Here is a 26,998-nt window from a genome sequence, read left to right as displayed (position 1 = left end):
ATGTTTCTCTAAATATCCGGAATATCTTTATTCTATGCTAAACCACTGACTTTAATAAAATATCTTTTAACATATTTTATTAAATTTGAAACAACAATGGAAAATTGAAAACAATGCAAGCACAAAATAAAATTTCAGTTGTGATTATTACTGGTAATGAGGAAAATAATATCAGAGATTGTCTGCAAAGCGCAGTCTGGGCAGATGAAATAATTGTTGTTGATTCAGAAAGTACTGATAACACAGTTGAAATTGCAAAGGAATTTACAGATAAAGTCTTTGTTCAGAAATGGCTTGGATATTCAAAACAAAAATCTTATGCAATTTCACTTGCAAAAAATGAATGGGTAGTTAGTCTTGATGCAGATGAAAGAGTAACAAAACCGCTTGCCGATGAAATACTCAACTATGATCTTGATAATACAAAGTACTCTGCCTTCAAAATGAAAAGAGAAAATTATTTTATTGGTAAAAAGATAAGTGGCTGCGGCTGGGGAAATGATTATCAACTTAGATTATTCAGAAAATCCAAAACCAAACTTAGCGAGAGGCTTGTTCACGAAAAATTTATCGTAGAGGGAGAGGTTGCAGAATTAAAAAATGTAATTCTTCATTATTCATATAATAATCTTAAAGAAGGATTCGATAAAATAAATACATATTCCTCATTAGAAGCTGAAGAAAAACACAGAAAGAAAAAAGTTTCGACATTTAGAATTATATTTTTTCCGGTGGTGGCATTTTTGCAGCATTATCTGTTTCGCAAAGGGATTAAGGATGGTAAACACGGTTTAATGGTTTCGTTAATGCATGCCATAACCAAATTGCAGGTTCAGATGAAAATTTGGGAAATAAAACAAAATTAATTTTGTAATGAAGCAGGACAGATATTTAATTACAAGGATTGATAGAATAGGAGATGTTGTGCTATCAACACCTCTTCCAAGAGAAATAAAAAAAAGGGATCCAAATTGTTTTGTTGCTGTCCTGGTAAAATGTCAGACAAAGGATGTTTATTTAAATAATCCCTGGGTTGATAAAATAATTATTTATGATAATCCTGACCGGACTAATAAACCGTTTTGGGAATTAGTAAAAGAAATCAGAACAGAGAAATTTACACACGGTTTTATGTTATTACCTGATGAGAGACTGAATTATGTTTTATTATTTGCTGGAATTAAAAATCGAATCGGAGTCGGTCACAAACTTTATCAGTTTTTAACTTTTACCAAATTTGTTGATCGAAAAAAATATATTCCCCTGCGGCACGAAGCAGATTATTGTCTTGATATGTTGAGAAAGTTAAATTTTCCTGTTAAAGATATTTACCCCGAAATATTTCTAACAAAAGAAGAATCCAATCAAGCAATGGCAATAAAAAAGCAATTAAGGGAGGATGGAAAAATAATTATTGGAGTTCATACAACTAGCGGTAATTCTTCACCGAATTTGTCATTGAGTACCTATAGAGAATTAATTGAGTTATTGATACAGAAATCTAATTATGAAATTCTAATAACAGATTTTAACCCGCCATCTGAAGTAAAAGATATCCCGGGTGCAAGATATTTTTTTGACGGCAAAAGTTTAAGATCAAATATTATTAAGTTTTCAATTTTGGACGTTCTGATTTCTAATAGCACTGGACCAATGCATATTTGTGCTGCATTAAAAGTACCAACTTTTTCAGTTTTCTGCCCACTAACTGCTTGTTCAAAAGAGTTATGGGGACCTTTGGGAAATAAATCTTATATATTGCTGCCTGAAAGAAAGTATTGTGAAACTCAGTGTCCAATAGACCCCAAGAAATGTGATTATTCAAAACCTGGCGGACTTCAGGCGGAGCAAGTCTATAAAGAGCTTAATAAGTTTGTTGATAGTCTATTTCAATCATGAATGTTCTTATTTGTCCAAATAGCTATAAAGAATGTGCAGACTCGACAAGGATTGCTGAAATTCTTAAACAAGAATTCTCTGTTAAATCAGAACTTAATCTTATATGCAGACCATTAACGGATGGGGGAGATGGATTCATAAAAGTCTGTGAGAATATCTATAATCTGAAAAATATATCTGCCATAGATATAATAACTTATGGAGATAATCTAAATGAATGCCAAGTATTATATTCAGAAAAAGATAAACGGGTTTTTATTGAAACTGCACAGATTTTCGGATTAAAAAGATTTTCAGAGCACAATAGAAGCCCATTAGCAATAAATAGTTCTGCTCTTGGAGTAGTACTGCAAAATTTGGTTTCTTTAGTTGATAATCATGAACTTGAAATTAATTCTATTTGGATTGGTGTGGGTGGTACCGCAACTATTGATTTTGGAGTTGGTGCTTGCTCCGAGTTTGGTCTAAAACTGTTTGATGAAAATTCTGTATTTATTGAACCATTACCTATAAGCTTTAACAGAGCAGTAAAATTAAAATTTGATTTTCAAAAATTACCGTTCAGGGTTTATTGCATAGTTGATGTTGAAACTGAATTACTTGGTAATCCCGGTGCAGTTGAGATTTATGGACCCCAGAAAGGTGCCTCATCTGAGGATATTGAAAAAATAAAAAGCGGGATTAGTAATATTCTTTCTTTAATTAAATCTGATTTTAGATTACCCGTACCAGATAAATTGAATGGCGCTGGTGGAGGTTTGGCTGCAGGATTAAATATATTTCTTGGTGCTGAAATAATATCTGCAGAGAAATTTATTTCAAATGAAATATTGAAAGACATTGATTTTTCAAAAATTGATTTGGTAGTAAGCGGCGAAGGTAAATTTGATCTGCAGTCATTAGAGGGAAAGGCAACTGGAGTTTTAGTAAAAATTTGTCAGGAAAACTCAATACCGCTTTACTTTATTAATGGCAGTACAGAGCTTACTGAGAAAATAAAACTGCCAGCTTATATACACTTTATAAACTTATCAGATTTTTACGGTACAAAGCTGGAAGCAATACAAAACTATGAAGAAGGGATACAAAGAGCGGCTGAAATAGTTATTAAACAAATCATTAAATAAAATTTTACCCCATATCTTTTTTTTGTAAATTGCTTAAAATTTTTAACAAATTCATAATCTAAAATTGAATTAAATGAAAGAATATTTAGATCTTGTAAAACTGGTTATTGATAAGGGAACATATAAAAAATCCAGAACAGGTATTGATACAATATCTTATTTTGGAGCCTTCTACAAAGTTGATTTGCAAAAGGGTTTCCCGCTTTTAACTACAAAAAAAATTGAGTGGAAGTCATTACTTAATGAAGTATTGTGGTATCTGTCCGGTGAGCATCATATCAAGAATTTGAGACAACACACTAAAATTTGGGATGCCTGGGCTGATGAGTCCGGCAGATTGCAAACTGCTTACGGCAGATTTTGGAGAAGGTTTCCGGTTCCAGCTTCAGATGCAATATTGGATGGTGAAGTTTATGTTGATGTGAATAATCCATTTGTTAGAAAGGAAGAAAACGGAGCATTAACTTTTGATCAGGTAGGGTGGGTAATTAATGAGATAAAAATTAATCCAAACTCAAGAAGATTTGTGGTTTCTGCCTGGCATCCGGCTAATGCAACTGTAAGCAAGCTTCCACCTTGCCACTACTCATTTGTGTTTAATGTAAACTCCGGAAAACTTAATTGTCATTTAACTCAGCGTTCCGGAGACATTGCTTTAGGAATTCCGTTTAATTTAGGCGCTTATTCACTGCTTACTCAGATTATTGCTCAGGAAGCAGGTCTAGAACTTGGTGAGTTTGCTCATACAATTGTTGATGCGCATATTTATCATGCTCAAAAGGGAAGTCCAATGGAAAAATATGATCATCTTGAAGGATTGAAATTACAGTTACAAAGAGAACCACTACCTTTACCAAAATTAAAAATTGCAAAAAAATCTATTGATAAATTAAAGTTTGAGGACTTTGAGTTAAGTGATTATAAATACCATGAAAAAATCAGATTTGAGGTTGCAGTTTGAAAATCAGTCTGATTGTTGCAATTGCAAAAAATGGTGTAATTGGTAAATCAAACGGGCAGATGTCCTGGCACGTAAAAGAAGAGTTTAAACATTTTAAAAATACTACGCTTGGTTTTCCTATTATAATGGGCAGAAAAACTTTTGAGACTCTCGGTAAACCGCTTAAAGGAAGATTAAATATTGTAGTAAGCAGAAATGTAAACTATAAAACTGATTTTGAAGAAGTAATAATTATGCTATCATTACAAAATGCAATCGATTATTGCAGAGGACTGAAACCGGAAAAAATATTTATCATCGGCGGCGGTGAAATTTACAAACAGGCTATTCCCTTGGTAGATGAAATGATAATAACTTTTATGAAATTTGAAGCTGAAGGCGAAATAAAATTTCCTGAGTTTGATAAAGAAAAATGGCAAATTGAAAAAACAGAGGATCACGATTTGTTTGAGATATTCAGATACGAAAGAAAAAAATAGTGGCTTCACGGATAAAAATATTACCAGAAAACATTGCCAATAAAATTGCTGCCGGCGAAGTAGTGCAAAGACCTGAGTCTGTTGTAAAAGAATTATTGGAAAATGCGATTGATGCAAAAGCTTCCAACATTGAGCTTATTGTTAAACAGGCAGGAAAATCTCTTATTCAGGTTTGTGATGATGGCAGCGGTATGACTGAAGAGGAAGCTCTATTAAGTATCAGAAAACATGCTACAAGTAAAATTTCATCTATCGAGGATCTCGAATCAATTAGTACTTTAGGTTTTCGCGGTGAAGCATTAAGTTCAATTGCAGCAGTTTGTCAGCTTGAAATTAAAACCGAAACCGCTGATGAAGAAACAGGTACTTTGATAAAAATTGAAAATGATAGCGAGGTTGTTACAGAAAGAATATCAACTGCTAAAGGAACTTGTATATCTGTAAAGAATATTTTTTACAACATACCTGCCAGAAGGAAATTTTTAAAGTCTGATACAACTGAATTAAAGCATATCATTGATACCTTTAACAGGATTGCATTGGCATATCCCGAAATTAGTTTCAGATTTTACAACGCTGATAACCTGGTATATGATTATAAAGAAGGAAGTCTTAACGAAAGAATTCAACAGGTTTTTGCTGATAATATGCTTGAAGCATTGATTCCAGTTAAAGAAGAAACTGAATATCTTAGTGTAAAAGGTTATATTGGCAAACCATCGATTTTTAAGAAAAGCAAAGGCGAACAATTTTTGTTTTTGAACAAAAGATTTGTCTTTAATAAAAGCATCAACCATGCTGTGTTTACAGCCTTTGAAAACATACTGGAAAAAGGTGACTATCCGTTTTTTATTTTATTTATTTCATTAAATCCTGCAAAGGTTGATGTAAACATTCATCCTTCAAAACTTGAAGTTAAATTTGATGATGAAAAAGATATTTACAATTTTGTTCTTTCGGTCGTTCGTAAAAGTATCGGTACTTACGATCTTGTACCAACAATGTCATTTTCAGATACTGAAGAGGGAAATGAAAAACTTGCCTTCAATCCTTTTCAATCTCTTAAACAAAACGATTTTTCAGACAGACCTTCATTTGTTTCCAGAGATAGAAGAGAAAGAACTACTGTAACTGATGAAGAGATTGATCTTGTCTTTGGAGATCTTAAAAAAAATATTTTACCAGATGCAGCTTTAGATTTAAGTATTAGATCAGAAACTGATATTTTAGGAAATAACATTGAGAGTAAAGTTGAAAAAAGTGCATCTTCGGATCCGGATACCACTTTTCTGATTCAATTGCATAACAAATATATTCTTTCTCAGATCAAAAGCGGATTGATGATAATTGATCAGCACGTTGCACACGAAAGAATTTTATATGAAAAAGCTCTATCAAGATTAGATACAAACCTGCCGTTTTCACAGCAGTTATTATTCCCGATTAAACTGCAGTTTGATCTTGCCAGTTATGAGATAATAAAGGAACTTGATCCAATGATTTCTAAGCTCGGATTCAGATTAAAATATCTACCAAAGAATTATATTTTAATTGAAGGCGTTCCTGATGATATTAAAAGCGGGTCTGAGGAGAAGATATTAAAAGAATTTATATCTGAATATTTAACCAATCAATCTGAAAAACATCTTGAGGAAAAAGATAATATTGCAAAATCCTTTTCATGTAAAGCTGCTATTAAAGCAGGTGACAGATTATCAGAAAAAGAAATGCGTTTGCTGATAGATCAATTATTCGCAACATCAATGCCTTATGTCTGTCCGCACGGAAGACCAGTTGTTATTAAAATATCACTTGAAGAATTTGACAGAAGATTTGGAAGAACATCTTAAATATTGGGAAAATTATTCTAACTAATATAAAAGGTAAATAAATGTCTGATTTAGAATATCTTAAACAAAGAAAAAGCTACGATGAAAAAGCTAAGTCTGCTAAGACCAATGGATTAAAATTTACTACTGTAAGCGGAAAAGATATTAATGTTTTTTATGGACCTGATGATATTGAAAATATTAACTACCTTAGTGAAATCGGTTTCCCCGGTGATTATCCTTATACCCGCGGGATTCACTCTAATGGTTATCGTGGAAAGATATGGACGATGCGGCAGTTTGCCGGATTCGGTTCACCGGAAGATACCAATCAAAGATTTCATTATTTGCTTGATCATGGACAAACAGGTTTATCAGTTGCATTTGATCTCCCCACGTTGATGGGATGGGATGCGGATGCTCCATTAAGTGATGGTGAAGTTGGGATCTGCGGTGTTGCGATTTCTTCACTGCAGGATATGGAAACTCTTTTCGATAAAATTCCGCTTGATAAAGTTTCAACTTCTATGACAATCAATTCCCCGGCTGCAATGATCTTTGCATTTTATTTAGCAGTTGCTCAAAAACAGGGAGTTAATTTCAAAGATTTGCGCGGAACATTGCAGAATGATATTCTGAAAGAATACATCGCTCAAAAGGAATTTATTTATCCTCCAACTCCTTCTATGAGAATTATTGTAGATATGATTGAATATTGTAAAAACGAAGTTCCGCAATGGAATCCGGTTTCGGTAAGCGGTTATCATATTCGTGAAGCAGGTTCAACTTCTGTTCAAGAGCTTGCTTATACTCTTGCCGATGGATTTGCGTATATCGAAGCTTGTATGGAAAGGGGAATGGATGTTGATGAGTTTGCACCAAGAATATCTTTCTTCTTTAATTCTCATTTAGATTTTTTTGAAGAGATTGCGAAGTTTCGTGCAGCGAGAAAAATTTATGCTAAAAGATTGAGGGAAAAATACAGAGCTAAAAATCCTCGATCCTGGTGGCTGCGGTTTCATACTCAAACTGCTGGATGCACTCTAACTGCACAACAACCGGAAAACAATATTGTAAGAACAGCTTTTCAGGCATTAGCCGGAGTTCTTGGCGGAACACAATCATTACATACAAACTCTATGGATGAAACTCTTGCATTGCCAAGTGAAAAAGCTGTTAAGATTGCATTAAGAACTCAGCAATTGATTGCTTATGAAACAGGTGTGATAAATACTGTTGATCCATTGGGTGGAAGTTATTTTGTTGAGGCATTAACTGATAAAATGGAAAAGGAAGCTAACGAAATCTTTGCTGAGATTGATGCTTATGGTGGAGTTATCCCTGCAATTGAAGCCGGCTATTTTCAAAAAGAAATTTCAGACGCAGCTTATAGATATCAGAAAGAGGTTGAAAGGAAAGAAAAGTTTATTGTTGGTATTAATGAATTTGTAGAAGAAAATGAGAAGATTGAAATCCCGATTCTTACAATTTCACCCGAAGTACAGAAACAGCAGATAAAAAGATTATCTGAGCTAAAACAAAGCCGTAATCAAAAGGATGTTGATGAAAGTCTGAAAAATATTAAACAAGCCGCAGTTGATGGAAAAAATCTTATGCCGGTATTTCTTGAGGCAGCAAAAAAATATGTTACTCTTGGTGAGATGGTTAGTGAGTTGAAAGAAGTTTTCGGAATTTATGAAGAAACGGCAGTATTCTGATGTTTAAAAATTATTTTGATTTAATCAGAGTTCCGCAATGGATTAAAAACTTATTTGTTTTTGTTCCCTTGTTGTTTTCAATGCATCTGTTTGAAGAAGATTATTTTATTATTTCATTAAAAGCTTTTTTTATCTTTTGTTTAGCATCAAGTTTTATCTACATAATTAATGATATTGTGGATATTGAAGCTGATGCAAATCATCCGATTAAGAAAAACAGACCATTGCCTTCCGGAAGAGTAAGTAAAAAAAATGCTGTTATTCTGTCAGTCATAATTCTATTCATTTTTTTTGGATTAGCTTTTAATACTGATATTGAATTCAAATATTTTTTAATTGCGTTTGTAATACTTAATGTACTTTATTCATTTTATTTTAAGCACATAGTTATACTTGATGTATTCAGCATTGCTGCTGGATTTTCAATTCGTGTTCTTGCGGGTGCTGCTATCATCAAAGTTCCGATTTCTGACTGGTTGATTTTGACCACGATGTTTATATCACTTTTTCTTGGAGTGATGAAGAGGCATTCAGAGCTTGAACAAGTGTCAGAATCAAATACAGCTTCTACAAGAAAAGTCCTTATGGATTATTCGGCTACCTTTACAAATCAGATGGCTACAGTAGCTGCAGCGGGAGTTGTAATTTGTTATGCACTTTATACTGTTTCTCCCAGAACAGTATCAGTGTTCGAAACAGAAAATCTGATTTATACTACTCCGTTTGTGGTATTTGGAATTTTCAGATATATGTATTTAGAATATCTTAATCAAAAGGGTGAAAACACAACTCAGATAATGCTAACGGATTTGCCGATGATAGTTACAGTTTTACTTTATTCATTAACCACAGTTTTAATTATTTATAAGATATTTTAACCAATGAAAAAAGTCGGTTTGTACATAAGCGTATTGTATCTTTTTTCTTTGTTAATTTCTTGTTCAACAGGTTTATCTCAAAAAGAATTTGAGGACTTGAATATTAAAATTTCTAATATTCAAAGCTGGCTCAATTTAATGCCTGGCGGTCCTGGGTCATTTCATATTACTGGTAAATATGAATTACCTGAAAATCTAAATGAAAAAGAAATTTTTCTTGATAAAATAATTATTATGGAAAAGGATAAAGAAATTTATTCATTAACTGCCGAACTGCAATTATTTTATAATTCTGAAATGGGTATAAAGGAATTTACTTTTTCAAATTATTATCAAACAAAAATTGATCCTGTCTTAATTAAAAAAGATACCATTGAAGTTAAACTTATCTTTAGTGTTAATGGTTTGCTGATCAGAAAAGATTTTGGTGTGATACCACTTTTAAGAGTCTATTAATTATTATAAATGAACCAGGAAAATAATTCAATAATTCTTTTCGATGGGGTTTGTAACTTCTGTAATTATTGGGTTAACTTTATAATTGATCGTGATAAAAAGAATCAATTCAAGTTTACAGCACTTCAATCGGAAAAGGGAATTGAACTGCTTAAAAAACTAAATCTGCCAGCAAATGATTTTGATTCATTCATTTTAATCAGGAACGATAAAACTTATAAAAAATCTTCAGCTGTTTTTGAAATTGCAAAAGATATAAGTGGATGGCTAAAAATAATTTTGTTATTCAAATATCTTCCTGAATCTTTTACTGATTGGATTTATAGTTTAATAGCTAATAATCGGTACAGAATATTTGGTAAAAAAGATGTTTGTAGGATTCCATCTGAAGAAGAAAAAGCTAAATTTCTTTAGTTTATATTATTATTATTACTTCTCACCTTATTATAGTTTGAGTTTGAGCGAAAGACCCACTGCGAAAATTAGTACCCAAGCAGTATAATCCCGTATTTTTCTTCTACGGCAAAGATCCAAAGACAAGAAAAATCCGGTAAATGTGAAAAATAACTTATTAAAATCTATTGGGATAGAAAGTATTAATAAGTTAAATTTGCTGCACAATTTTTTTGAAATTACTATTGTTAAAGCTTAATATTGATTCAAAAGACAAAGAATCTGATGCGCGTGCTGGATGGTTTGAAACTGATCATGGAAAAGTTGAAACTCCTATCTTTATGCCGGTTGGCACGCAGGGAACTGTAAAGGCAGTTAATCAAAATTATTTAGCTGAAGAAATAAAAGCACAAATTGTTCTTTCAAATACTTATCATCTTTATTTAAGACCAGGTACCGAAATACTTGAATCTGCCGGAGGGCTTCATAAGTTTATGAATTGGCATAAACCAATCTTAACTGATAGCGGCGGTTATCAGGTTTTCAGCCTTGCTGAATTAAGGAAATTAAAATCCGACGGTGTTGAATTCAGATCGCATTTGGATGGATCAAAACATTTTTTTACACCTGAAAAAGTAATTCAGATTCAGCGCAGCATTGGTTCTGATATCATGATGGTTTTAGATGAATGTGCACCATATCCCTGCGATTATGATTATGCAAAAAAATCTGTTGAACTTACAAGTAACTGGGCAGTATTAAATAAAGAAGCATTTGTTAATTCAAAACCTATGTATGGTCATAAACAATATCAGTTTGGTATTATTCAGGGAAGTATCTATAAAGACCTGAGAGAAAAATCTGTAAGTGATTTATTAAAACTTGATTTTGATAGTTATGCAATTGGTGGATTAGCAGTAGGCGAACCAACAGAGCAAATGTATGAGTTTATAGATTTTACAACTGACTTTATGCCCGATGAAAGACCAAGATATTTAATGGGTGTCGGCAGACCTGAAAATATTCTTGAATCAATTGCACTTGGTATTGATATGTTTGATTGTGTTATGCCTACAAGAAATGCACGTAATGCAAATGTGTTTACCTGGAGCGGAACTCTTTCGATGCGGAATGCTAAATATAAAGATGACTTTAATCCGCTGGATAATAAATGTAATTGTTATACTTGCAGAAATTATACCCGTGCATATTTAAGACACTTATTTATTGCCGAAGAGATACTTGCGTTAGAGTTAGCATCAATACATAATTTGTATTTTTATTTGCAGCTTGTTACTGATGCGAGAAGACATATTATTGAAGGTGATTTTATGGAATGGAAGAATAAAACAGTAAAAGAAATATCAATTAAAAACTAAAATTTAAAGGAGAGTAAATTGGATATATTTTTAGCAATGGCTCCGCCGCAAGGTGGAGATGGAGGCGGCGGAAGTTTAATCAGCACTGTAATTATGTTTGGTGCTATCTTCGCTATATTTTATTTTATGATTATCAGACCGCAGCAGAAAAGAGCAAAGGAAAGAGATAAACTTTTATCAAATATTGAAAAAGGCGATAAGATAATTACAAGCGGCGGTGTTCATGCTACAATAGTTGGGATTGAAGAAAAAACAGTTTTAATAGAAATTGCACCGAATGTAAAAGTTAAGATAGAGCGCTCTGCAATTGGAAGCATTCAGAAATAAAGTAGTAAAAGTAATTATTGGAAATATTGAATCAGTGAAATTAATCAATAATACTCTTTTAAATAATGATTAAAAATTCTGATATTTAATGAAACAGAATTAAAAAATAATTCTTATTGTTCATCGAAATTGGAACTGCCCGGATGGTGGAATTGGTAGACACGCTAGCTTCAGGAGCTAGTTGACGCAAGCCAGTGCAGGTTCAAGTCCTGTTCCGGGCACTGATTCTTAACTTATTATTAAGTACTATAAAAAGATATTAACTTATAATGAAAGTGTATCAGTTATTTTGGTTTTATTTCGCAGAAAATGATTTCGGCGTTGCAATAATTAAAAACCCAATCTTTCCATATCTGCAACAAGTTCTTTAACTGCTTTTACTGAGTTATCGAGTAAAGCTTGCTCTTCTGCATTAAGTTCAAACTCAACAACTTTTTCAACTCCATTTGCACCAAGTACAGCTGGCACGCCAACATAATAGCCGTTGACACCAAATTCACCTTTTAATAATGCACAAACAGGAAGAACACGTTTTTCATCATATATAATTGCTTCTGCCATTGCAATTGCAGATGAAGCTGGTGAGTAAAAAGCAGAACCTGTTTTTAATAATTTAACAACTTCACCGCCGGCAGCTTTAGTTCTTTCAACCATTGCTTTCATAACTTCGGCAGCTTTTGCTTTATCATTATACTTCTTCTCTAACAATTCCATAACAGGAATACCATTTACATTTGCATATCTGATAATCGGAACCATTGTATCACCATGACCGCCAAGAACCATTGCATTAACATCTTTAACAGAAACTCCAAGTTCCCATGCGATAAAAGTAGAAAAACGTGATGAATCTAAAACTCCAGCCTGACCCATAACCCTGTTTTCAGGAAAGCCGGTAATTTTCTTAAATAAAGTTACCATTGCATCAAGCGGATTTGAAATGATTATGACAGTAGAATTGGGAGCAAACTTTTTTACATTCTCTGCAACTATTTGCATTATCTTTGCATTAGTTACAAGCAAATCATCACGGCTCATCCCGGGTTTGCGAGGTAAACCGGCAGTAATTATAACAAGATCAGATCCTTCAATATCTTTATAATCATTCGTACCCGTAACTTTTCCATCAAAACCATCTACACGTGCTGCTTCAGCTATATCAAGAGTTTTCCCTTGTGGTAAGTCTTCAACTATATCAAACATAACAACATCACCAAGCTGTCTCAGTGCTATAAGCTGTGCCAGAACACCACCAATTTGTCCGCCTCCGATTAAAGCGATTTTTTTACGTGCCATTTTAATTACTCCTAGTAAAAATTTATTTAAAGTTTAATTAAAAATAGAAAAGTAGGAAAGCAGATGCAAAGAGCTTTGTATGATTGTTGAGTAATTAGGTTTGTTGAATAAGTAACAAAGAGTACTTGGATCAAGGAATAATGAAATTAGAAATTTTCAAATTGTTTCTCTAATCCAATGTTTGAAGAAAAGTGGAAGAGTCAAATCTTTAGAGTAAGAATAGTTTCTGTGCCTGTGGGTGTTTGATTGTATGTTAATCCATCCATATAAACACGCATCAGATACAATCCTCGTCCGGAATCTTTTAATAGATTTTCAGGATCAGTGGGATCGGGTACTATTAAAGGATTAAAGCCCTTTCCTTCATCTTTAATTATTATTGTTAAAGTCGAGTTCTCAACAAAAACCGAAATCCGGACTAATTTTAGTTTATTGTTTTTATTACCATGGATAATTGCATTTGTAGTGGCTTCTGTAACGGATAAGAGCAAACCGTTAATCTTCTCCTGATCTAAACCTAATTCAACAGAAAAGTAGTTAACAAACTCTTCAACTGTAATCAAGTTGTTTGGAGTACTTTCAATCTCTAAATAATATTTTGGTTCAGTCAAGTTGATTAAAAAGTATTTTATTTATTTATCGTGAATATATTTGTTTACACTAAAATTTCCAATTTACCTGCATAATTAAACTTGCCTGTTCTTTATCAGGTACATTAGTATTGGTAATAAACTCATAATAACCTTTTATAATCAGATTAATTCTATTCCAGACATAAATGTCAATTGCTGCAATTGGTCCAATACTTAAATATTCAGATTCTAATTGTTTTTCAGCAATCTTATATGAGTATGTGTCCAAAATAAATAATCTTAATCCAATCGAAAAGTTGGAGCGTAAATAATTGAGGATAAAACGCGGTTCAAAATAAATTTCTTTTAATATTCTGGTTGGTTTGGTTGAAAATGAATTCCAGCTAAAATCACCGACTTCCGAAAGTTTAAGATAAGCAAAAGTAAAAAGTTTTAGCTTTTCAGTTAGATCGATTGTTGTTGAATCAATAGCAGTAAACTGTCTGAATGAATAACTCTGATAATTAGACGTTATGTCTTCAAAATCATAAACTGTATAATTTGCGGAGACTTCAAAACTGTTAAACGAACTGAAATTTTTCCCGATATAATCTCCGCCCGTTCGTAATCTTAAAATCCGGTTTTTTTTATTGTTGGAACTACGACTGGCGAAGATATACACTGTATGAGATGAAGTATATTCAGTGTTGATAAATACACTAAAATATGAGTTAAGATTTCTCAGATATCGCAGCCTGATTATTGAAAGAAGCTCATCTCTGTCATCATCATTTAAGATGCTTTTAGTATCATAAACAAGCTTACTTTGATAAAGAGAAAAGGTTAAAAAATCTTCCTGTGATATTTTCAGGTCACCATTTAAAGCAATAGTAACTCTGTTAGAGTTATTGTTTTTCTGCTCTTCTAATTCTGTTTTCTGCTCAAATAATTGTTCCGATATACTTTCAAATCTTTTAACTGAATGCTTCTCATCCCGTTCATCTATATTCAATCTTATAGAACCATTAAAAATTCTTGAATTATATCTGGCAATAGCGGCGAACTCAAGTTTTATTTCATCAATTTTTGTGTCATATAAAGAATTCGTTTGAAGCTCTGCAGTTTTATATTTTATATCACGATCTATGCTTCTCCAATTGATACCGCCGACAAGATCAAGTGAAAAGAGATCCAAAAATTCATCGTAAGATAAACGGTCAAAAAGCTGATATGATGTTTCTGTACGGCTTTGAATATTTTTGCTGATATTAAATTCTGATGAAGTGATCGGATCAGCGTTAAAATAAAAATCTTTTCGGGTCTGTGAATAATAAGTCCTTATATTATTTGCAATACCTTTTTCAAAAGAATTATTTACCGATAGAGCAAAATATCTTATCAGATTTCTTCTAGGCAGCACATCTTCATTTTTATATCTGAAATAAGAGTTAATTAACAGGTCAGAGAAAGAAAGGTTATTTAACAATCCTTCTAGTCCATACAAAAATCCATTATCAGTAATTCCAATTTGTCTGTTTGATGAGTATCCGCCGAATGGATTTAACCGAAGATATGGCATTACTTCCCAGTCGCTGAAAAAGGATGCACTGTTAACAGCAGACTCATTTATTCCAAGAGAACGATTGTCCGAAAGAAGTGAGCTATTGGCGTTAATCCCTAAAAAAATATTTTTATTAATTTTATATTTTGCAGTTAAGTTAAACGTTTGCTCATCACGTGTATTTTTTGAATCGCTTCGGATAAAAGTAGAGTTGAAATTCTCATTCAATCTAATTATCAAATCATTATAATCTTTAACGAGCTGCAGCTGATTAACTAAGTGAAAGGTATTCAGTTGTTTATCAAAAATACTGTTTAGAAGATTCTGGTTAAAAAATCTTCCAAGGTATTCAAGACTATCAACACGCGTCTGTGATAATAATTCGGATGATAAAAAAAATAAAATCAGAAATATCTTAATGACAGCCGCCTGAATTTTGTTTTTTTTCTGATTTACTTTTTTCAAGAAAATAATTAGTTAATTATAAAATCTTTTTGCAATTATATGATTAAAAAAAATCATTTACCATTTGCCTCTAATCATCTTTATTTTATAATTGATTCAAAATAAATTATTATCCATCGGTTTAAATTGACAATCTTGCATTTTTTGAATAAATTTCGCAACAATTTTTAGATGTTAATTATGATTGAATATTACATACCTATATTTATAGTGCTTGCAATCGGGGCAGTATTTGCAATTGTAACAGTAATGACCTCAGTAATTTTTGGACCTCAAAGACCTAACAAAGAAAAAAGTTCAACTTACGAAAGCGGAATGAAACCTGTTGGAACAACAAAAGAGAGGGTTTCAATAAAATATTACCTTGTTGGTATGTTGTTCATTATTTTTGATCTCGAAGTGATCTTTGTATATCCCTGGGCTGTTCAATTCAAAAAATTATATGGAACATTAGGCATTTCTGTCTTCTATGCAATGATAGTTTTTTTAATTGTTCTTGAGCTTGGATATTTATATGTTTACAAAAAAGGTGGTTTTAAATGGGATTAGAAGCAAAATTAAGTGGAGATGGATTTTTTGTAACTCAGCTTGAAGCAATAATTAATTGGGCAAGAAAAAATTCTGTGTATCCGATGCCAATGGGTATTTCCTGCTGTGCTATTGAAATGATGGCAGCAGCTGATCCCAGATATGATATTGCAAGATTTGGTTCTGAAGTTATGCGGTTTTCACCAAGACAATGCGATCTTATGATTGTAGCTGGAACAGTAACTTACAAAATGTCTCACGTTGTCAGGAAAATTTATGATCAAATGCCTGATCCGAAATGGGTTATTGCAATGGGTGCTTGTACTTCTACTGGTGGGATGTACCGTTCGTATTCGGTTGTTCAGGGCATTGATCAGTTTTTACCTGTTGATGTATATGTAGCCGGATGCCCGCCAAGACCAGATAATCTGTTAAATGCTCTGATTCATATACAAAATAAAATCGGCAATACCAGAGCAAGAGATTTTCAGAATGTTAAACGACTTGACTTAAATGTAATTCAGAATAACTGATTATGGAATTAAAAGAAATAATTATTCAAAAACTTAATGAGCATTTTCCTGATGCTGGTTTTGAATTCTCAGAATATATAAATGAATTCAACATCAAACTGGATAAAAAATTTATTCATCCCGTATGTAAACTTCTTAAAGAAGATTCTGAACTTGAATTTCTATTATGTGAAGATATAACAGCGGTTGACTGGGCGAAAAGAAAAAAAAGATTTACAGTTGTTTATCATATTTTTACACTTAAGCACAATTTCAGGCTCGTGTTAAAATGTGATGTGGAAGAAAATGATTGTAATATTGATAGTGTTTCATCAGTCTGGAGAACTTCAAACTGGCAGGAAAGAGAATGCTATGATATGTATGGCATTAAATTTAATAATCACCCTGATATGCGTAGAATTTATATGCCAGAGGATTTTGAATATTATCCCTTAAGAAAAGAATTTCCCTTGATGGGAATCCCCGGATCATTATCACTACCAAAAAAATAAAATTTATGGATAGACTTACTAAAGACGAGATTCAACCAAAGATTATTCAGAAACTTCTGGAAGACTCTGATATAACAATAGATGATGCTCTAGAAAACGAAATGGTTCTTAATATGGGACCTCAGCACCCGGCAACTCATGGGGTTTTAAGATTATTGTTAAAGCTTGACGGCGAAACAGTAATTGGTTGTGTCCCTGATGTTGGTTATCTGCATCGCGGTTATGAAAAAATGGCTGAGAATATGAGTTATCATGAATTTATTCCGCATACTGATAGACTTGATTATATATCTCCAACTGCAAATAATGTTGCCTGGGTAATGGCAGTTGAAAAATTAGCTGGCGTTGAAGTTCCGCTCCGTGCACAATATATCCGGATGATTATTGCTGAGCTGGCAAGAATAGCTTCGCATCTTGTTGCTATCGGCTCGTTTGCAATGGATGTTGGTGCACTTACTGTTTTTCTGTGGACTTTTCGCGAGCGTGAAAAGATAATGGATATCTGGGATATTGTTTGTGGTGCCAGATTTACAAATAGCTATACAAGAATCGGCGGTGTTGCTAATGATGTACAACCCGAAGCTATTGTATTAATTAAAAAGTTTCTTGAAGGAATTGATAACAATTTAATTGAGTGTGAAAAACTGTTAAATACAAACAGAATTTTTATTGAAAGACTGGATGGAGTTGGGGTTATATCAAAAGAAGATGCATTAAGTTATGGTTATACTGGTCCTAACCTGCGTGCTACTGGCGTTGAATTTGACCTGAGAAGAGCTGTTCCATACCTGCAATATGATAAAATTGATTTTAAAATTCCGACTTTTACAGAAGGTGATTGTTTAGCTCGTTATTTTGTCCGAACTGATGAGATTAGAGAAAGTGCAAAAATTGTAAGACAGTGTTTGCAACTAATGCCTGAAGGAGAAATAAAAGCAAACCTTCCTAAAAGAGTGTTACCTAAAAAAGATGAAGTATATACTAAAATGGAAGAATTGATTCTTGATTTTATGATTATCAATTTTGGAATAAATCCACCTGTAGGAGAAATATATCATGCAATCGAAGCTTCAAAAGGCGAGTTGGGTTTTTATCTTGTCAGTGATGGTAAAGGTAATCCTTGGAAGTGCAAAATCCGTTCTCCCTCGTTTATACATATTCAATCCTTACCCCACCTGGTTAAAGGTCGTATGATTTCAGATGTTGTTGCAATAATTGGCAGTATTGATCCAATAATGGGAGAGGCTGATAAATAATTATGGAATTTAAATTTACACCCGAAAATTTTCAAAAAATTGAACAGGAAATAAACAAATATCCCGTAAAAAGACCTGCAGTTATGTTCGCATTATATCTCGCTCAGGAACAAAATGGATATATCTCTAATGAGGTTATAAATGAAGTTGCTGGAATTTTAGAGATGCATCCGCACGATGTTTTAGGAGTTGTTACATTTTACACAATGTATCATCAAAAACCGATGGGCAAATATCATATTCAAGTCTGTACAAATGTTTCCTGTATGCTGCGCGGCGGTTATGAAATTTGGAACCAGGTTAAAGATAAATTAGGTGTCGGTCATATGGGTGTAACCGCTGACCAGAAATTCTCCCTTGAAGAAGTTGAATGTATGGGAAGCTGCGGTACTGCGCCAATGCTTGCTGTTAATGAAGATTATTTTGAAAATCTTACTAAAGATAAAGTAGAAGAACTCATCAATTCCTTAAAGTAGTTTTATTAAATGGAAAAAATAGTTTTACCCGATATAAAAGATATCCACTTGCTTAGTGTTTACGTTCAGAATGGCGGATACACTGCTGCCCAAAAAGCTTTTTCACAATCTACTGATGATATTATTGAACAGGTTAAAAAATCCGGTTTGCGAGGCAGAGGCGGTGCAGCTTTTTCTGCAGGATTAAAATGGAGCTTCATGCCCAAGACAACCAGTAAGCCTAAATATCTTTGTGTTAATGGCGATGAATCTGAACCAGGCTCTTTTAAAGACAGACAGATTTTTGAATATAATCCTCATCAGTTGATAGAAGGTATTTTAATTACCTGTTACGCAATTGGTGCAAAAACGGCTTACATTTATATCCGTGGAGAATATCATAAATGGATTAAGCTGCTTCAAAAAGCTCTTGATGATGCTTATGCTGCAGGCTTTGTGGGTGAAGCAATGAAAGAAAAATTCAGTACTGAATTCTTATGTAATATTTATATTCATAAAGGTGCCGGCGCTTATATCTGTGGTGAGGAATCCGCATTAATGGAATCTATTGAAGGAAAGAGAGGATATCCCAGAGTAAAACCGCCGTTTCCCGCACAAAATGGTTTATGGGGCTGCCCTACAACAATTAATAATGTTGAGACTATAACAAATGTTCCACCAATTATCAATAAAGGCTGGGAGTGGTTTTCAAAAATTGGAGAACCAAAACATCCGGGTACAATTCTTTATGGAGTTAGCGGTCACGTTAATAAGCCTGGTGTTTATGAATTACCTTCAGGTACTTTATTAACTGATATAATTTACAATTATGCCGGCGGAGTTCCTGGAAATAAAAAAATTCTTTGTGTTATTCCCGGTGGTTCATCTATGCCGCCATTAAGAGGCGATCAAATTGAAGGCGTAAAGATGGATGCTGAGTCGCTTAAAGCTGCGGGCTCTGCTATCGGCACTGGCGGAGTAATGGTAATGGATGAAGATACAGATCTCGTAAAAGTACTTTCACGAATTTCTAAATTTTATCATCACGAAAGCTGCGGACAATGTACACCTTGCCGCGAAGGAACAGGCTGGCTTGACAGAATTCAACAAAGAATGGTTGATGGTAAAGGTTCGATATCAGATCTTGATTTACTTGTTACAGTTGCAAGTCAGATTGAAGGAAATACGATTTGTGCTTTGGGTGAAGCTGCAGCCTGGCCAGTAAGATTTATGATTACAAGATTCAGAGATTATTTTGAAGCAAGAGTAAATAAAGAAGTTGATCTTGCAGTTGCCAACAAAGTTCATTCAATGAGACATACTGCTTATCCGCTTGCGGATATAAAGCATTAACATATTGAATTAAATAAAATCCTCTCAATGTTTGAGAGGATTTTTTGTTTTAAACCCAAGTTATTTTTGAAGCCTAATTTTTTGGGATTCAAAAAAAATTCCGGCGTTTATCAAATTTCTATAATTTATTTTTAGAATATGTTTCAACCAACAAAGGTTACCTGAACCGATAAAGGAATTGACTCAGGAATTGACTCAGGAATTGATGGATATTTTCAGTGAGATAAATTGTTTTGTTCAGGTAATTTGTAAAAATGTTGAAATGGAAAAAAGAGAAATAGAAAAACTGAGTTGTATTTTTCATTCTTCACCATTTACTTAGATAATAAATAATTTGATGAAAATAAGATGTAGAGAAAGACTGATAAATTTTAGAAATTATATTAGAGTTAAAGAGTGGATAATATCTTTATGTCAATCACTGGTGGAGTGTTTCAGAATTACACTATCTTAATTACGACACTATTTAGAAATGACAATAACAATAATTATTCAGAAGTCTCTTAATTATAAAAGTGTTATAACTTAATAAGAAAATTCAAGTTGGATTTTTTAATCATTGCATAAAAAATTGTGTTAAAACGCTCACATATCAAAGTGTTTTTGATTGCTAATCAAAAGCCGTTTAGGTAATTTTGTTTGAGTTTATTTTAAAGAAAAAATTAATTTAAAGGAGTTATAAAATGTCAATTAAAATAGGTATAAACGGATTTGGCAGAATCGGTAGACTGGTTTTTAGAAGAGCATTAGAACTTGGTGGTTTTGATTTCGTCGGTATAAATGATTTGACGAATGCTGCTACACTTGCTCATTTATTAAAATATGATTCTGTTCACCGGAGATTTAATGGAGAAATCAAAGTCGAAGGAAATGAATTAATTGTTAATGGAGATAGAATTAAAATTACTGCTGAAAAAGACCCATCAAAATTAAACTGGAAAGATGTTGATGTTGTGATCGAATCTACCGGAGTTTTCAGAGATAAAGAAAGTTGTCTTAATCATATTAAAGCCGGCGCAAAAAAAGTTGTTCTTACAGTACCTGCAAAAGGTGAAATTGATGCAATGGTTGTACTTGGAGTTAATGATCATATTTTAACTGGTAAAGAACAAGTCGTATCAAATGCTTCCTGCACAACAAATTGTCTTGCCCCGATGGTTAAAGTATTAAATGATTCATTTGGTATTGAACATGGTTTTATGACAACTGTTCACTCTTATACAAACGATCAAAGACTGCTTGATTTACCTCATAGTGATTTAAGAAGAGCTCGTGCTGCCGCAGTTTCTATTATACCAACAACTACCGGTGCTGCTAAGGCAATAGATAAAATTATCCCCGAACTAAAAGGCAAACTAAACGGTAATTCGTTAAGAGTTCCTACACCTGATGGTTCTATTACTGATTTTGTTGCTGTACTTAAAAAAAATGTTACTGTTGAACAAGTTAATGATGCTTTTAAGAAAGCTTCGGAAGTACCTTCATTTAAAGGTATCCTTGAATATACTGAAGACCCAATAGTTTCTGCTGATATTGTCGGTACAACTGCTTCTGTAATTTTTGATTCTCTTTCAACTATGACAAATGGAAATCTTGTTAAAGTTGTCGGATGGTACGATAATGAATACGGATATTCCTGCAGAGTTGTTGATTTAGTTAAAAAGATTTCTTAACAAATACCGGCTATGACAGTAGTAATAATCTGTCATAGCCTTTTCTAATAAAGAAAATATAAAAATGAAAAAACTTTCAATTGATCAGGTTGAACTTACAGGAAAACGGGTTCTTGTTCGTGTTGATTTCAATGTTCCGCTTGATGAGAACCTAAAAATCACCGATGATATTAGAATCTCTGAATCACTTCCTACAATAAAAAAAATTATTTCTGAAAGCGGTAAAGCAATTCTGATGAGTCATTTGGGACGGCCAAAAGGAGGACCGAATCCTAAATATAGTTTAAAACCAACCGCAAAAAGATTAAGTGAATTATTAGGTAAAGAGGTTAAACTTGCTCCTGATTGCATTGGAAAAGAAACCAAGGCTTTGGTTGATTCAATGCAAAATGGTGATGTATTGGTTTTAGAAAATGTCCGCTTTCATCCTGAAGAAGAAAAAAATGATCCTGAATTTGCAAAGCAGTTAGCAGAACTTGGCGATGTTTTTATTAATGATGCATTCGGCAGTGCGCATCGTGCTCACGCATCAACAGAGGGTGTTACTAAATATATCAAAATATGTGCTGCCGGTTATTTAATGCAGAAAGAACTTGATTACCTAGGTACTGCAATCAGAAATCCAAAACAGCCTTATGCTGCTATTCTGGGCGGTTCAAAAATTTCCGGTAAGATTGATGTCATTAATAATCTTCTTGGTAAGGTTGATACACTTATTGTTGGCGGTGGAATGGCTTTTACTTTTTATAAAGCTGAAGGCAAGGAGATTGGTAAATCTTTACTTGAAGCAGAAAAAATAGACCTTGCAAAAGAAGTTTTAGAAAATGTGAAGAAGTCAGGTGTAAAATTTCTTTTACCGGTTGATGTAGTAGCTGCAAGTGAATTTAATAATGATTCGCCATCAACTGTTGTAAATGTTGATTCAATTCCTGCTGATAAAATGGGATTGGATATTGGACCTGAAACCATTAAGTTATTCTCAGCAGAAATTGCTAAAGCTAAAACAATTGTTTGGAACGGACCGATGGGTGTTTTTGAAATGGATAATTTTGCTAAAGGTACAAACGCTATTGCTAAGGCATTAGCTGAAGCTACAACCAAAGGAGCAGTTACCATAATTGGCGGCGGTGATAGTGCAGCTGCAATTACCAAAGCAGGATTAAAAGATAAAGTTTCTCATGTTTCAACCGGCGGCGGAGCTTCGTTAGAATTTTTAGAAGGTAAAATATTGCCGGGTGTTGCTGCATTAAATGATGTCAATTAAGTAAAGGTTTAGTGTGAATAGTTATTATCGTCCCAGAGGTTTTGGAGGTTTTTTTTCTTTTCCTCCGGTGATTAAAAATTTATTAATCATTAATTGTATTGTATTTTTTATCCAGTTGATTATGGATAATATTTCATTTAATGGTGTCCCCGGATGGTATATTATAAACAGATGGTTTGCACTAAATCCTATCTCTGGCTACGATGCTGCTGATAAACCGTTTAACTTTCAGATTTGGCAGTTGATTACATATCAATTTATGCACGGCGGGTTCTGGCATATCTTTTTTAATATGTTTGTTCTCTGGATGTTTGGTGCAAGTATCGAGGATATCTTTGGCTCAAAGAAATTCCTCACTTTTTATCTCCTTGCTGGTATCAGCGCTGGATTATTTCAATTGTTTGTAACTCCTCTTTTAGGCGGTCAGGGAGCAGTAACTATTGGTGCTTCAGGTGCTATTTATGGGGTTATGATCGCTTTTGCACTTTTCTTCCCTGATACTCTGATATTCTTATATTTCCTTATACCTGTTAAAGCAAAATATTTTATCGGGTTTATGATTGTAATTGAATTCCTTTCAGTTGATAGTGCTTCGAGTGGTGTTGCTCATCTGGCACATCTTGGCGGAGCTATATTTGCTTTTCTTTATATCCTTTTTGATAAAAACAGTCATGTTTCGATTAAAGATGTATTTAAAAAATCATATTACTTCAAAACAAAATCAAACAATAATATATTTAATAATCCTTTCACTAAACGAAATTCAGTTAATCACGATGTTGAAGAGGCTGATTATTATGAGATTGATCAGAAAGAAGAAGATAAAGTAACTCAGGAAGAAATAGACAAAATTCTTGATAAAATCAGCCAGTCCGGATATCAGAATCTTACAGAAAAAGAAAAGAGAATTTTATTTCAGGCAAGTAAGAAAATGAAATGAGAAATAAGAAGTATTTAATAATTCTTTTTTCGTTACTTGTTATTATTGTTCTTCTAAATTGCACTGAGTCCATTCCCATTGAAGAAAAAAAACTGGTCAAAGTTTATGCTGAGATGGTGATTATGCAGGATTCAACTACACTTTCCACTGCCGATATTCAAAAGAAAGTTTTAGGTGAGTTTGATATCTCAATATCTGATTATGAAAAGTCGGTTGATTTTCTCAGCAAGAATCCTGAAAGATGGCAGAATTTTTACGATAGTGTGATTGTTTATCTTCAAAGATTGGAACCGCTTCCTAAAACTCCTGATAAGAAAATTTTGCCAAAGCGACTCTTATCTCCGGATAAGAAAAATCTTTAGGTAGTTTTTCTTTTAAGGTTTTTAAATCTTTAAATCCTTTTTTATAAAGTACATTTATTTTTTCCAATCTATCTGAATCAATTATTGAACTGATATCAGTTTCAGGAATGTAAGAAATTATCGTTTCGATCTGCATCGAGATAACTGCTTCAGTAAGTCTTCGAAGATGAGCTATTTCTGAAAGAGTATAATTTTGTTTTAACAGCCTGAATGTTTCTGTTATGTTTTTCGGAATTATTTCTTCAGAAACTATTGAGTTTTCTTTAATGGATACCCGATTGTTTATCACTTCAAGCAGTTCTTCACCTATTTTATTGAACATTCGCTCATTGAACCCATCAATTGTAAGCAATTCAATTTTACTTTTTGGTTTTAGCTGTGATACTTTTGCAAGTACATTGTCTGGACAGATTATTGCTGGTGATTGTAAGAATTTCTTTGCCGTTTTTTCACGCACCTCTCTTAGTTTATGGAACAACTCAATATTATTATCAATTATTTCCTCATTTCTGTCTGAATCAATTTTACTTGTTGTATCGGGGGAGTTGTTAACAGTGCAATACAACAGGTTCTTACCTTTATTTATAGTTGAAGCTTTATTCTCTTTCAACAGTGATTTTAATGCAAAATTCAAATCATCTTTATTATACGGCTTTAATAAACCAAACTGCGGTAGTTTTTGATATTCATCTTTTTTTGCAGTGCCAAGCAGTATATTAAAAATATTTTTATCACTTAAAGGTAACTTTGATATTGTGAGCAATTCTAAAATTTTGTCTTTAAGATAATCCACGGAATAAGTTTGAAACTGACCTGTTCGTAAACAATTATCACATTTACCGCAGTAGTAATTTTCAGTTTGCTCACCAAAGTAGTTAAGAATAAATCTGAACCTGCAGCCATCATCATACACAAAACTTTTCATCGCATCTAATTTTAGCTTTGCATTGATATAAAGTTCATTAATGTGTTTAAAATTAAGTTTAATATCAGAAGATCTAACTCTTGGTTTGAGAAATGAGATGGTTTCTTTAGTGCTGCTTTTTGAAAATTCAATAATTCCAAGGTATTCAAGGGTTTCAAGTGAAGAATGAATTTCTTCTTCTGTTAATCCAGAACTTGATTTTAACTGATTAAGATCAATCATAGTAAGTTTTGTAAAAATATCCTGTCCAAAATTCTTCAAAAGAGATATAATCAAATCCTTTAACAAAACATTTGAAGTATTTTTAATGAATTTTCTTAATCTGTTTTCATCAAATATTATTTTTAGTTTGTTTGAATAATTATAAGCTGAATTTGATTTTAAATAACCAGATTCTGTTAAATAATTTATAGCTGAATTAATAAGTGCCGGATTTAAATCCTGTTTTGTATGTAGTTTTATATACGATAAATCCAGTTTAATATTATCCGATGGTAATGAACCAACCGCAGCCTGTGCATAATCCCCGATTGCATTATATATTTTCTGAACTGTTTCTTTATTGGGATAAGAATTATTTATAAAATATTCCTGTATAAAAAGGTCACTTTCATCGAACAACAAAAACGTATGAGAAAACTTTCCATCACGTCCGGCTCTGCCAATTTCCTGATAGTAATTTTCGATTGTACCGGGAGTGTTATAATGAATTACAAGTCTGATATCTTTTTTATCAATACCCATTCCAAAAGCATTTGTTGCAATAATAACAGGCAGACGGTCTTCAATAAAATCTTCCTGAATTTTTTTTCTTATTATTGGATCTAAACCAGCATGATAATATTCACAGTTAAGTTTATTCAGCTTGAGGTATTCACTTAGTTCTTCAGCTTTTTTTCTGGATGAAGTATATATAATTGCTGTTCCTTTATATTGCCCGCAAAGCAGCAGACATCTTTCTTTTTTCTTTTTAGTTATCTCTGCATTAATAAAAAGATTATCTCTCTTAAATCCCTTAATGATTAATTTTAAATTTTTAAGCTCTAATTGTTTGATAATGTCTTTTACAACTTCAGGAGTTGCAGTAGCAGTAAAAGCAGAGATTTTTTTTATGCCCGTAAATTTTGCAAAGTCTTTAATCTTAGTATAACTTGGTCTGAAATTATGCCCCCATTGACTGATACAATGGGCTTCATCAACAAATAAGTAATTTGGATTAAGCGATTTAAGTCTGTTGGCAAATTCGGGATTTTCTAACCTTTCAGGTGCAACATAAACAATTTTGATTTTGCCGTATTTTATATTTTGTAAAACCTGTTCAACTTCTTTATCTGTTTGAGTGCTATTAATAAAAGCTGCAATTTCAAAACTCTTATTTAATGAATCAACCTGATCTTTCATTAGTGCAATCAATGGTGAAATAACAATTGCGTAGTCATCACCGATAATAGCCGGAATCTGATAACATAAAGATTTACCAGCTCCGGTTGGAAGAATAGCTATTACATTATTGCCAGAGATTATCTCGTTGATAATTTCTTCTTGTGCGGCTTTGAAGTTATCGTAGTTAAAATATTTTTTTAATGCCTGTTGTGCTGTCATTTCTTATTATAATCTTAACAAAATCTACGAACAAAAATAGTGGAATCTTATTCTGCAGATTGTAAATATTTACCAGACTTGATTGAAAGATACTAAAATTCTTTAACTCAATTATTTTCAGAAATATGAATTATATTTATAAATATTACTTCTGACTACTTAAAGATTGTCTTTATTGTTGATGCTGACTAATTATATAATCAAAAACGAGATTCTATAATAATCCGACTATAATAGTCATAATGATACTATCTTATTTTTAATTTTTAGAATAAT

General features: G+C 32.8%; 26 protein-coding genes and 1 tRNA gene. 23 read left to right on the top strand and 4 right to left on the bottom strand.

Translation table 11 applies throughout. The annotated features are described in order from the left end of the window. Positions 1–113: 113 nt before the first annotated feature. The 13 genes from ROY99_12475 (at position 114) to ROY99_12415 (ending at position 11,667) form a co-directional block, all read left to right on the top strand. A complete protein-coding gene (locus ROY99_12475) occupies positions 114–866 on the top strand; it encodes a glycosyltransferase family 2 protein (protein ID MDT3697191.1) in 753 nt (250 codons plus the stop codon). A 7-nt stretch (positions 867–873) separates the two neighbouring features. Further along, positions 874–1,899, top strand: a complete 1,026-nt coding sequence (locus tag ROY99_12470; protein MDT3697190.1) for a glycosyltransferase family 9 protein — start codon at positions 874–876, stop codon at positions 1,897–1,899. Next, positions 1,896–3,026: a glycerate kinase gene (locus ROY99_12465; GenBank protein MDT3697189.1), complete on the top strand. Its 1,131-nt coding sequence runs from the start codon at positions 1,896–1,898 to the stop codon at positions 3,024–3,026. Before ROY99_12470 ends, ROY99_12465 begins: the two co-directional genes overlap by 4 nt. Before the next feature lie 73 nt (positions 3,027–3,099). Next, a complete protein-coding gene (gene thyA / locus ROY99_12460) occupies positions 3,100–3,987 on the top strand; it encodes a thymidylate synthase (GenBank protein MDT3697188.1) in 888 nt (295 codons plus the stop codon). Continuing rightward, positions 3,984–4,466: a dihydrofolate reductase gene (locus ROY99_12455; GenBank protein MDT3697187.1), complete on the top strand. Its 483-nt coding sequence runs from the start codon at positions 3,984–3,986 to the stop codon at positions 4,464–4,466. Before thyA ends, ROY99_12455 begins: the two co-directional genes overlap by 4 nt. Then, entirely contained in the window at positions 4,466–6,316 is a 1,851-nt protein-coding gene (gene mutL / locus ROY99_12450; protein ID MDT3697186.1) for a DNA mismatch repair endonuclease MutL, read from the top strand. Before ROY99_12455 ends, mutL begins: the two co-directional genes overlap by 1 nt. A 41-nt stretch (positions 6,317–6,357) precedes the next feature. Continuing rightward, positions 6,358–8,013, top strand: coding sequence for a methylmalonyl-CoA mutase family protein (locus tag ROY99_12445; protein MDT3697185.1), 1,656 nt, complete (start codon positions 6,358–6,360; stop codon positions 8,011–8,013). Next, positions 8,013–8,891: a decaprenyl-phosphate phosphoribosyltransferase gene (locus ROY99_12440; protein ID MDT3697184.1), complete on the top strand. Its 879-nt coding sequence runs from the start codon at positions 8,013–8,015 to the stop codon at positions 8,889–8,891. Before ROY99_12445 ends, ROY99_12440 begins: the two co-directional genes overlap by 1 nt. Before the next feature lie 3 nt (positions 8,892–8,894). Next, positions 8,895–9,347 carry a hypothetical protein gene (locus tag ROY99_12435; protein MDT3697183.1) on the top strand — a complete coding sequence of 151 codons (453 nt, stop codon included), beginning with the start codon at positions 8,895–8,897 and terminating at the stop codon, positions 9,345–9,347. Between the two features lie 9 nt (positions 9,348–9,356). Further along, positions 9,357–9,761, top strand: coding sequence for a thiol-disulfide oxidoreductase DCC family protein (locus tag ROY99_12430; protein MDT3697182.1), 405 nt, complete (start codon positions 9,357–9,359; stop codon positions 9,759–9,761). A gap of 224 nt (positions 9,762–9,985) precedes the next feature. After that, a complete protein-coding gene (gene tgt / locus ROY99_12425) occupies positions 9,986–11,119 on the top strand; it encodes a tRNA guanosine(34) transglycosylase Tgt (protein MDT3697181.1) in 1,134 nt (377 codons plus the stop codon). Positions 11,120–11,137: 18 nt separating this feature from the next. Continuing rightward, positions 11,138–11,446: a preprotein translocase subunit YajC gene (yajC, locus tag ROY99_12420; GenBank protein ID MDT3697180.1), complete on the top strand. Its 309-nt coding sequence runs from the start codon at positions 11,138–11,140 to the stop codon at positions 11,444–11,446. Between the two features lie 137 nt (positions 11,447–11,583). Then, positions 11,584–11,667 (top strand) — tRNA-Leu (locus tag ROY99_12415). Positions 11,668–11,776: 109 nt separating this feature from the next. Here ROY99_12415 and mdh read toward each other — a convergent pair. The 3 genes from mdh to ROY99_12400 form a co-directional block, all read right to left on the bottom strand. Then, positions 11,777–12,742, bottom strand: coding sequence for a malate dehydrogenase (gene mdh / locus ROY99_12410; GenBank protein ID MDT3697179.1), 966 nt, complete (start codon positions 12,740–12,742; stop codon positions 11,777–11,779). Positions 12,743–12,942: 200 nt separating this feature from the next. Next, the gene (locus tag ROY99_12405; protein MDT3697178.1) at positions 12,943–13,353 is read right to left on the bottom strand and encodes an ATP-binding protein; all 411 of its coding nucleotides are present in this window, start codon (positions 13,351–13,353) and stop codon (positions 12,943–12,945) included. A 49-nt stretch (positions 13,354–13,402) separates the two neighbouring features. Continuing rightward, positions 13,403–15,340, bottom strand: a complete 1,938-nt coding sequence (locus tag ROY99_12400) for a hypothetical protein (GenBank protein ID MDT3697177.1) — start codon at positions 15,338–15,340, stop codon at positions 13,403–13,405. Between the two features lie 180 nt (positions 15,341–15,520). Here ROY99_12400 and ndhC point away from each other — a divergent pair, with 180 nt between their 5' ends. The 10 genes from ndhC to ROY99_12350 all read left to right on the top strand — a co-directional run bounded on the left by ndhC (position 15,521) and on the right by ROY99_12350 (position 24,195). Beyond that, the gene (ndhC, locus tag ROY99_12395) at positions 15,521–15,889 is read left to right on the top strand and encodes an NADH-quinone oxidoreductase subunit A (GenBank protein ID MDT3697176.1); all 369 of its coding nucleotides are present in this window, start codon (positions 15,521–15,523) and stop codon (positions 15,887–15,889) included. Then, entirely contained in the window at positions 15,880–16,401 is a 522-nt protein-coding gene (nuoB, locus tag ROY99_12390; GenBank protein ID MDT3697175.1) for an NADH-quinone oxidoreductase subunit NuoB, read from the top strand. The genes ndhC and nuoB overlap by 10 nt, the downstream gene beginning before the upstream one ends. Before the next feature lie 2 nt (positions 16,402–16,403). Then, the gene (locus ROY99_12385) at positions 16,404–16,892 is read left to right on the top strand and encodes an NADH-quinone oxidoreductase subunit C (protein ID MDT3697174.1); all 489 of its coding nucleotides are present in this window, start codon (positions 16,404–16,406) and stop codon (positions 16,890–16,892) included. Positions 16,893–16,897: 5 nt separating this feature from the next. Next, positions 16,898–18,148, top strand: coding sequence for an NADH dehydrogenase (quinone) subunit D (gene nuoD, locus ROY99_12380; protein ID MDT3697173.1), 1,251 nt, complete (start codon positions 16,898–16,900; stop codon positions 18,146–18,148). A gap of 2 nt (positions 18,149–18,150) precedes the next feature. Continuing rightward, positions 18,151–18,624, top strand: a complete 474-nt coding sequence (locus tag ROY99_12375; GenBank protein ID MDT3697172.1) for an NAD(P)H-dependent oxidoreductase subunit E — start codon at positions 18,151–18,153, stop codon at positions 18,622–18,624. Positions 18,625–18,633: 9 nt separating this feature from the next. Continuing rightward, positions 18,634–19,956, top strand: a complete 1,323-nt coding sequence (gene nuoF / locus ROY99_12370; GenBank protein MDT3697171.1) for an NADH-quinone oxidoreductase subunit NuoF — start codon at positions 18,634–18,636, stop codon at positions 19,954–19,956. 683 nt (positions 19,957–20,639) lie between these two features. After that, on the top strand, positions 20,640–21,629 hold the full coding sequence (gene gap / locus ROY99_12365) for a type I glyceraldehyde-3-phosphate dehydrogenase (protein ID MDT3697170.1): 990 nt from the start codon (positions 20,640–20,642) through the stop codon (positions 21,627–21,629). Between the two features lie 64 nt (positions 21,630–21,693). Continuing rightward, entirely contained in the window at positions 21,694–22,893 is a 1,200-nt protein-coding gene (locus ROY99_12360) for a phosphoglycerate kinase (protein MDT3697169.1), read from the top strand. 121 nt (positions 22,894–23,014) lie between these two features. After that, the gene (locus tag ROY99_12355; GenBank protein MDT3697168.1) at positions 23,015–23,833 is read left to right on the top strand and encodes a rhomboid family intramembrane serine protease; all 819 of its coding nucleotides are present in this window, start codon (positions 23,015–23,017) and stop codon (positions 23,831–23,833) included. Continuing rightward, positions 23,830–24,195, top strand: a complete 366-nt coding sequence (locus ROY99_12350; GenBank protein MDT3697167.1) for a DUF4296 domain-containing protein — start codon at positions 23,830–23,832, stop codon at positions 24,193–24,195. The genes ROY99_12355 and ROY99_12350 overlap by 4 nt, the downstream gene beginning before the upstream one ends. Here ROY99_12350 and ROY99_12345 read toward each other — a convergent pair. Next, positions 24,131–26,722, bottom strand: a complete 2,592-nt coding sequence (locus ROY99_12345) for a RecQ family ATP-dependent DNA helicase (GenBank protein ID MDT3697166.1) — start codon at positions 26,720–26,722, stop codon at positions 24,131–24,133. The genes ROY99_12350 and ROY99_12345 overlap by 65 nt on opposite strands. Positions 26,723–26,998 lie beyond the last annotated feature (276 nt).

Origin of the sequence: Ignavibacterium sp. (assembly GCA_032027145.1) — a bacterium.
Taxonomy (GTDB): domain Bacteria; phylum Bacteroidota; class Ignavibacteria; order Ignavibacteriales; family Ignavibacteriaceae; genus IGN3.
Note: the sequence above shows the minus strand (reverse complement) of the source record. Positions and strands in the feature narration are given on the sequence as shown.

Excerpts from the sequence above, each read along its gene's own strand:
- nuoF (MDT3697171.1), top strand. The coding sequence starts at position 18,634 with ATGGAAAAAATAGTTTTACCCGATATAAAAGATATCCACTTGCTTAGT.
- mdh (MDT3697179.1), bottom strand. The coding sequence starts at position 12,742 with ATGGCACGTAAAAAAATCGCTTTAATCGGAGGCGGACAAATTGGTGGT.
- ndhC (MDT3697176.1), top strand. The coding sequence starts at position 15,521 with ATGATTGAATATTACATACCTATATTTATAGTGCTTGCAATCGGGGCA.
- ROY99_12355 (MDT3697168.1), top strand. The coding sequence starts at position 23,015 with ATGGATAATATTTCATTTAATGGTGTCCCCGGATGGTATATTATAAAC.
- ROY99_12475 (MDT3697191.1), top strand. The coding sequence starts at position 114 with ATGCAAGCACAAAATAAAATTTCAGTTGTGATTATTACTGGTAATGAG.
- ROY99_12465 (MDT3697189.1), top strand. The coding sequence starts at position 1,896 with ATGAATGTTCTTATTTGTCCAAATAGCTATAAAGAATGTGCAGACTCG.
- nuoB (MDT3697175.1), top strand. The coding sequence starts at position 15,880 with ATGGGATTAGAAGCAAAATTAAGTGGAGATGGATTTTTTGTAACTCAG.
- ROY99_12350 (MDT3697167.1), top strand. The coding sequence starts at position 23,830 with ATGAGAAATAAGAAGTATTTAATAATTCTTTTTTCGTTACTTGTTATT.
- ROY99_12430 (MDT3697182.1), top strand. The coding sequence starts at position 9,357 with ATGAACCAGGAAAATAATTCAATAATTCTTTTCGATGGGGTTTGTAAC.
- ROY99_12345 (MDT3697166.1), bottom strand. The coding sequence starts at position 26,722 with ATGACAGCACAACAGGCATTAAAAAAATATTTTAACTACGATAACTTC.
- ROY99_12360 (MDT3697169.1), top strand. The coding sequence starts at position 21,694 with ATGAAAAAACTTTCAATTGATCAGGTTGAACTTACAGGAAAACGGGTT.
- ROY99_12440 (MDT3697184.1), top strand. The coding sequence starts at position 8,013 with ATGTTTAAAAATTATTTTGATTTAATCAGAGTTCCGCAATGGATTAAA.
- ROY99_12385 (MDT3697174.1), top strand. The coding sequence starts at position 16,404 with ATGGAATTAAAAGAAATAATTATTCAAAAACTTAATGAGCATTTTCCT.
- ROY99_12470 (MDT3697190.1), top strand. The coding sequence starts at position 874 with ATGAAGCAGGACAGATATTTAATTACAAGGATTGATAGAATAGGAGAT.
- gap (MDT3697170.1), top strand. The coding sequence starts at position 20,640 with ATGTCAATTAAAATAGGTATAAACGGATTTGGCAGAATCGGTAGACTG.
- ROY99_12445 (MDT3697185.1), top strand. The coding sequence starts at position 6,358 with ATGTCTGATTTAGAATATCTTAAACAAAGAAAAAGCTACGATGAAAAA.
- ROY99_12435 (MDT3697183.1), top strand. The coding sequence starts at position 8,895 with ATGAAAAAAGTCGGTTTGTACATAAGCGTATTGTATCTTTTTTCTTTG.
- thyA (MDT3697188.1), top strand. The coding sequence starts at position 3,100 with ATGAAAGAATATTTAGATCTTGTAAAACTGGTTATTGATAAGGGAACA.
- nuoD (MDT3697173.1), top strand. The coding sequence starts at position 16,898 with ATGGATAGACTTACTAAAGACGAGATTCAACCAAAGATTATTCAGAAA.
- ROY99_12375 (MDT3697172.1), top strand. The coding sequence starts at position 18,151 with ATGGAATTTAAATTTACACCCGAAAATTTTCAAAAAATTGAACAGGAA.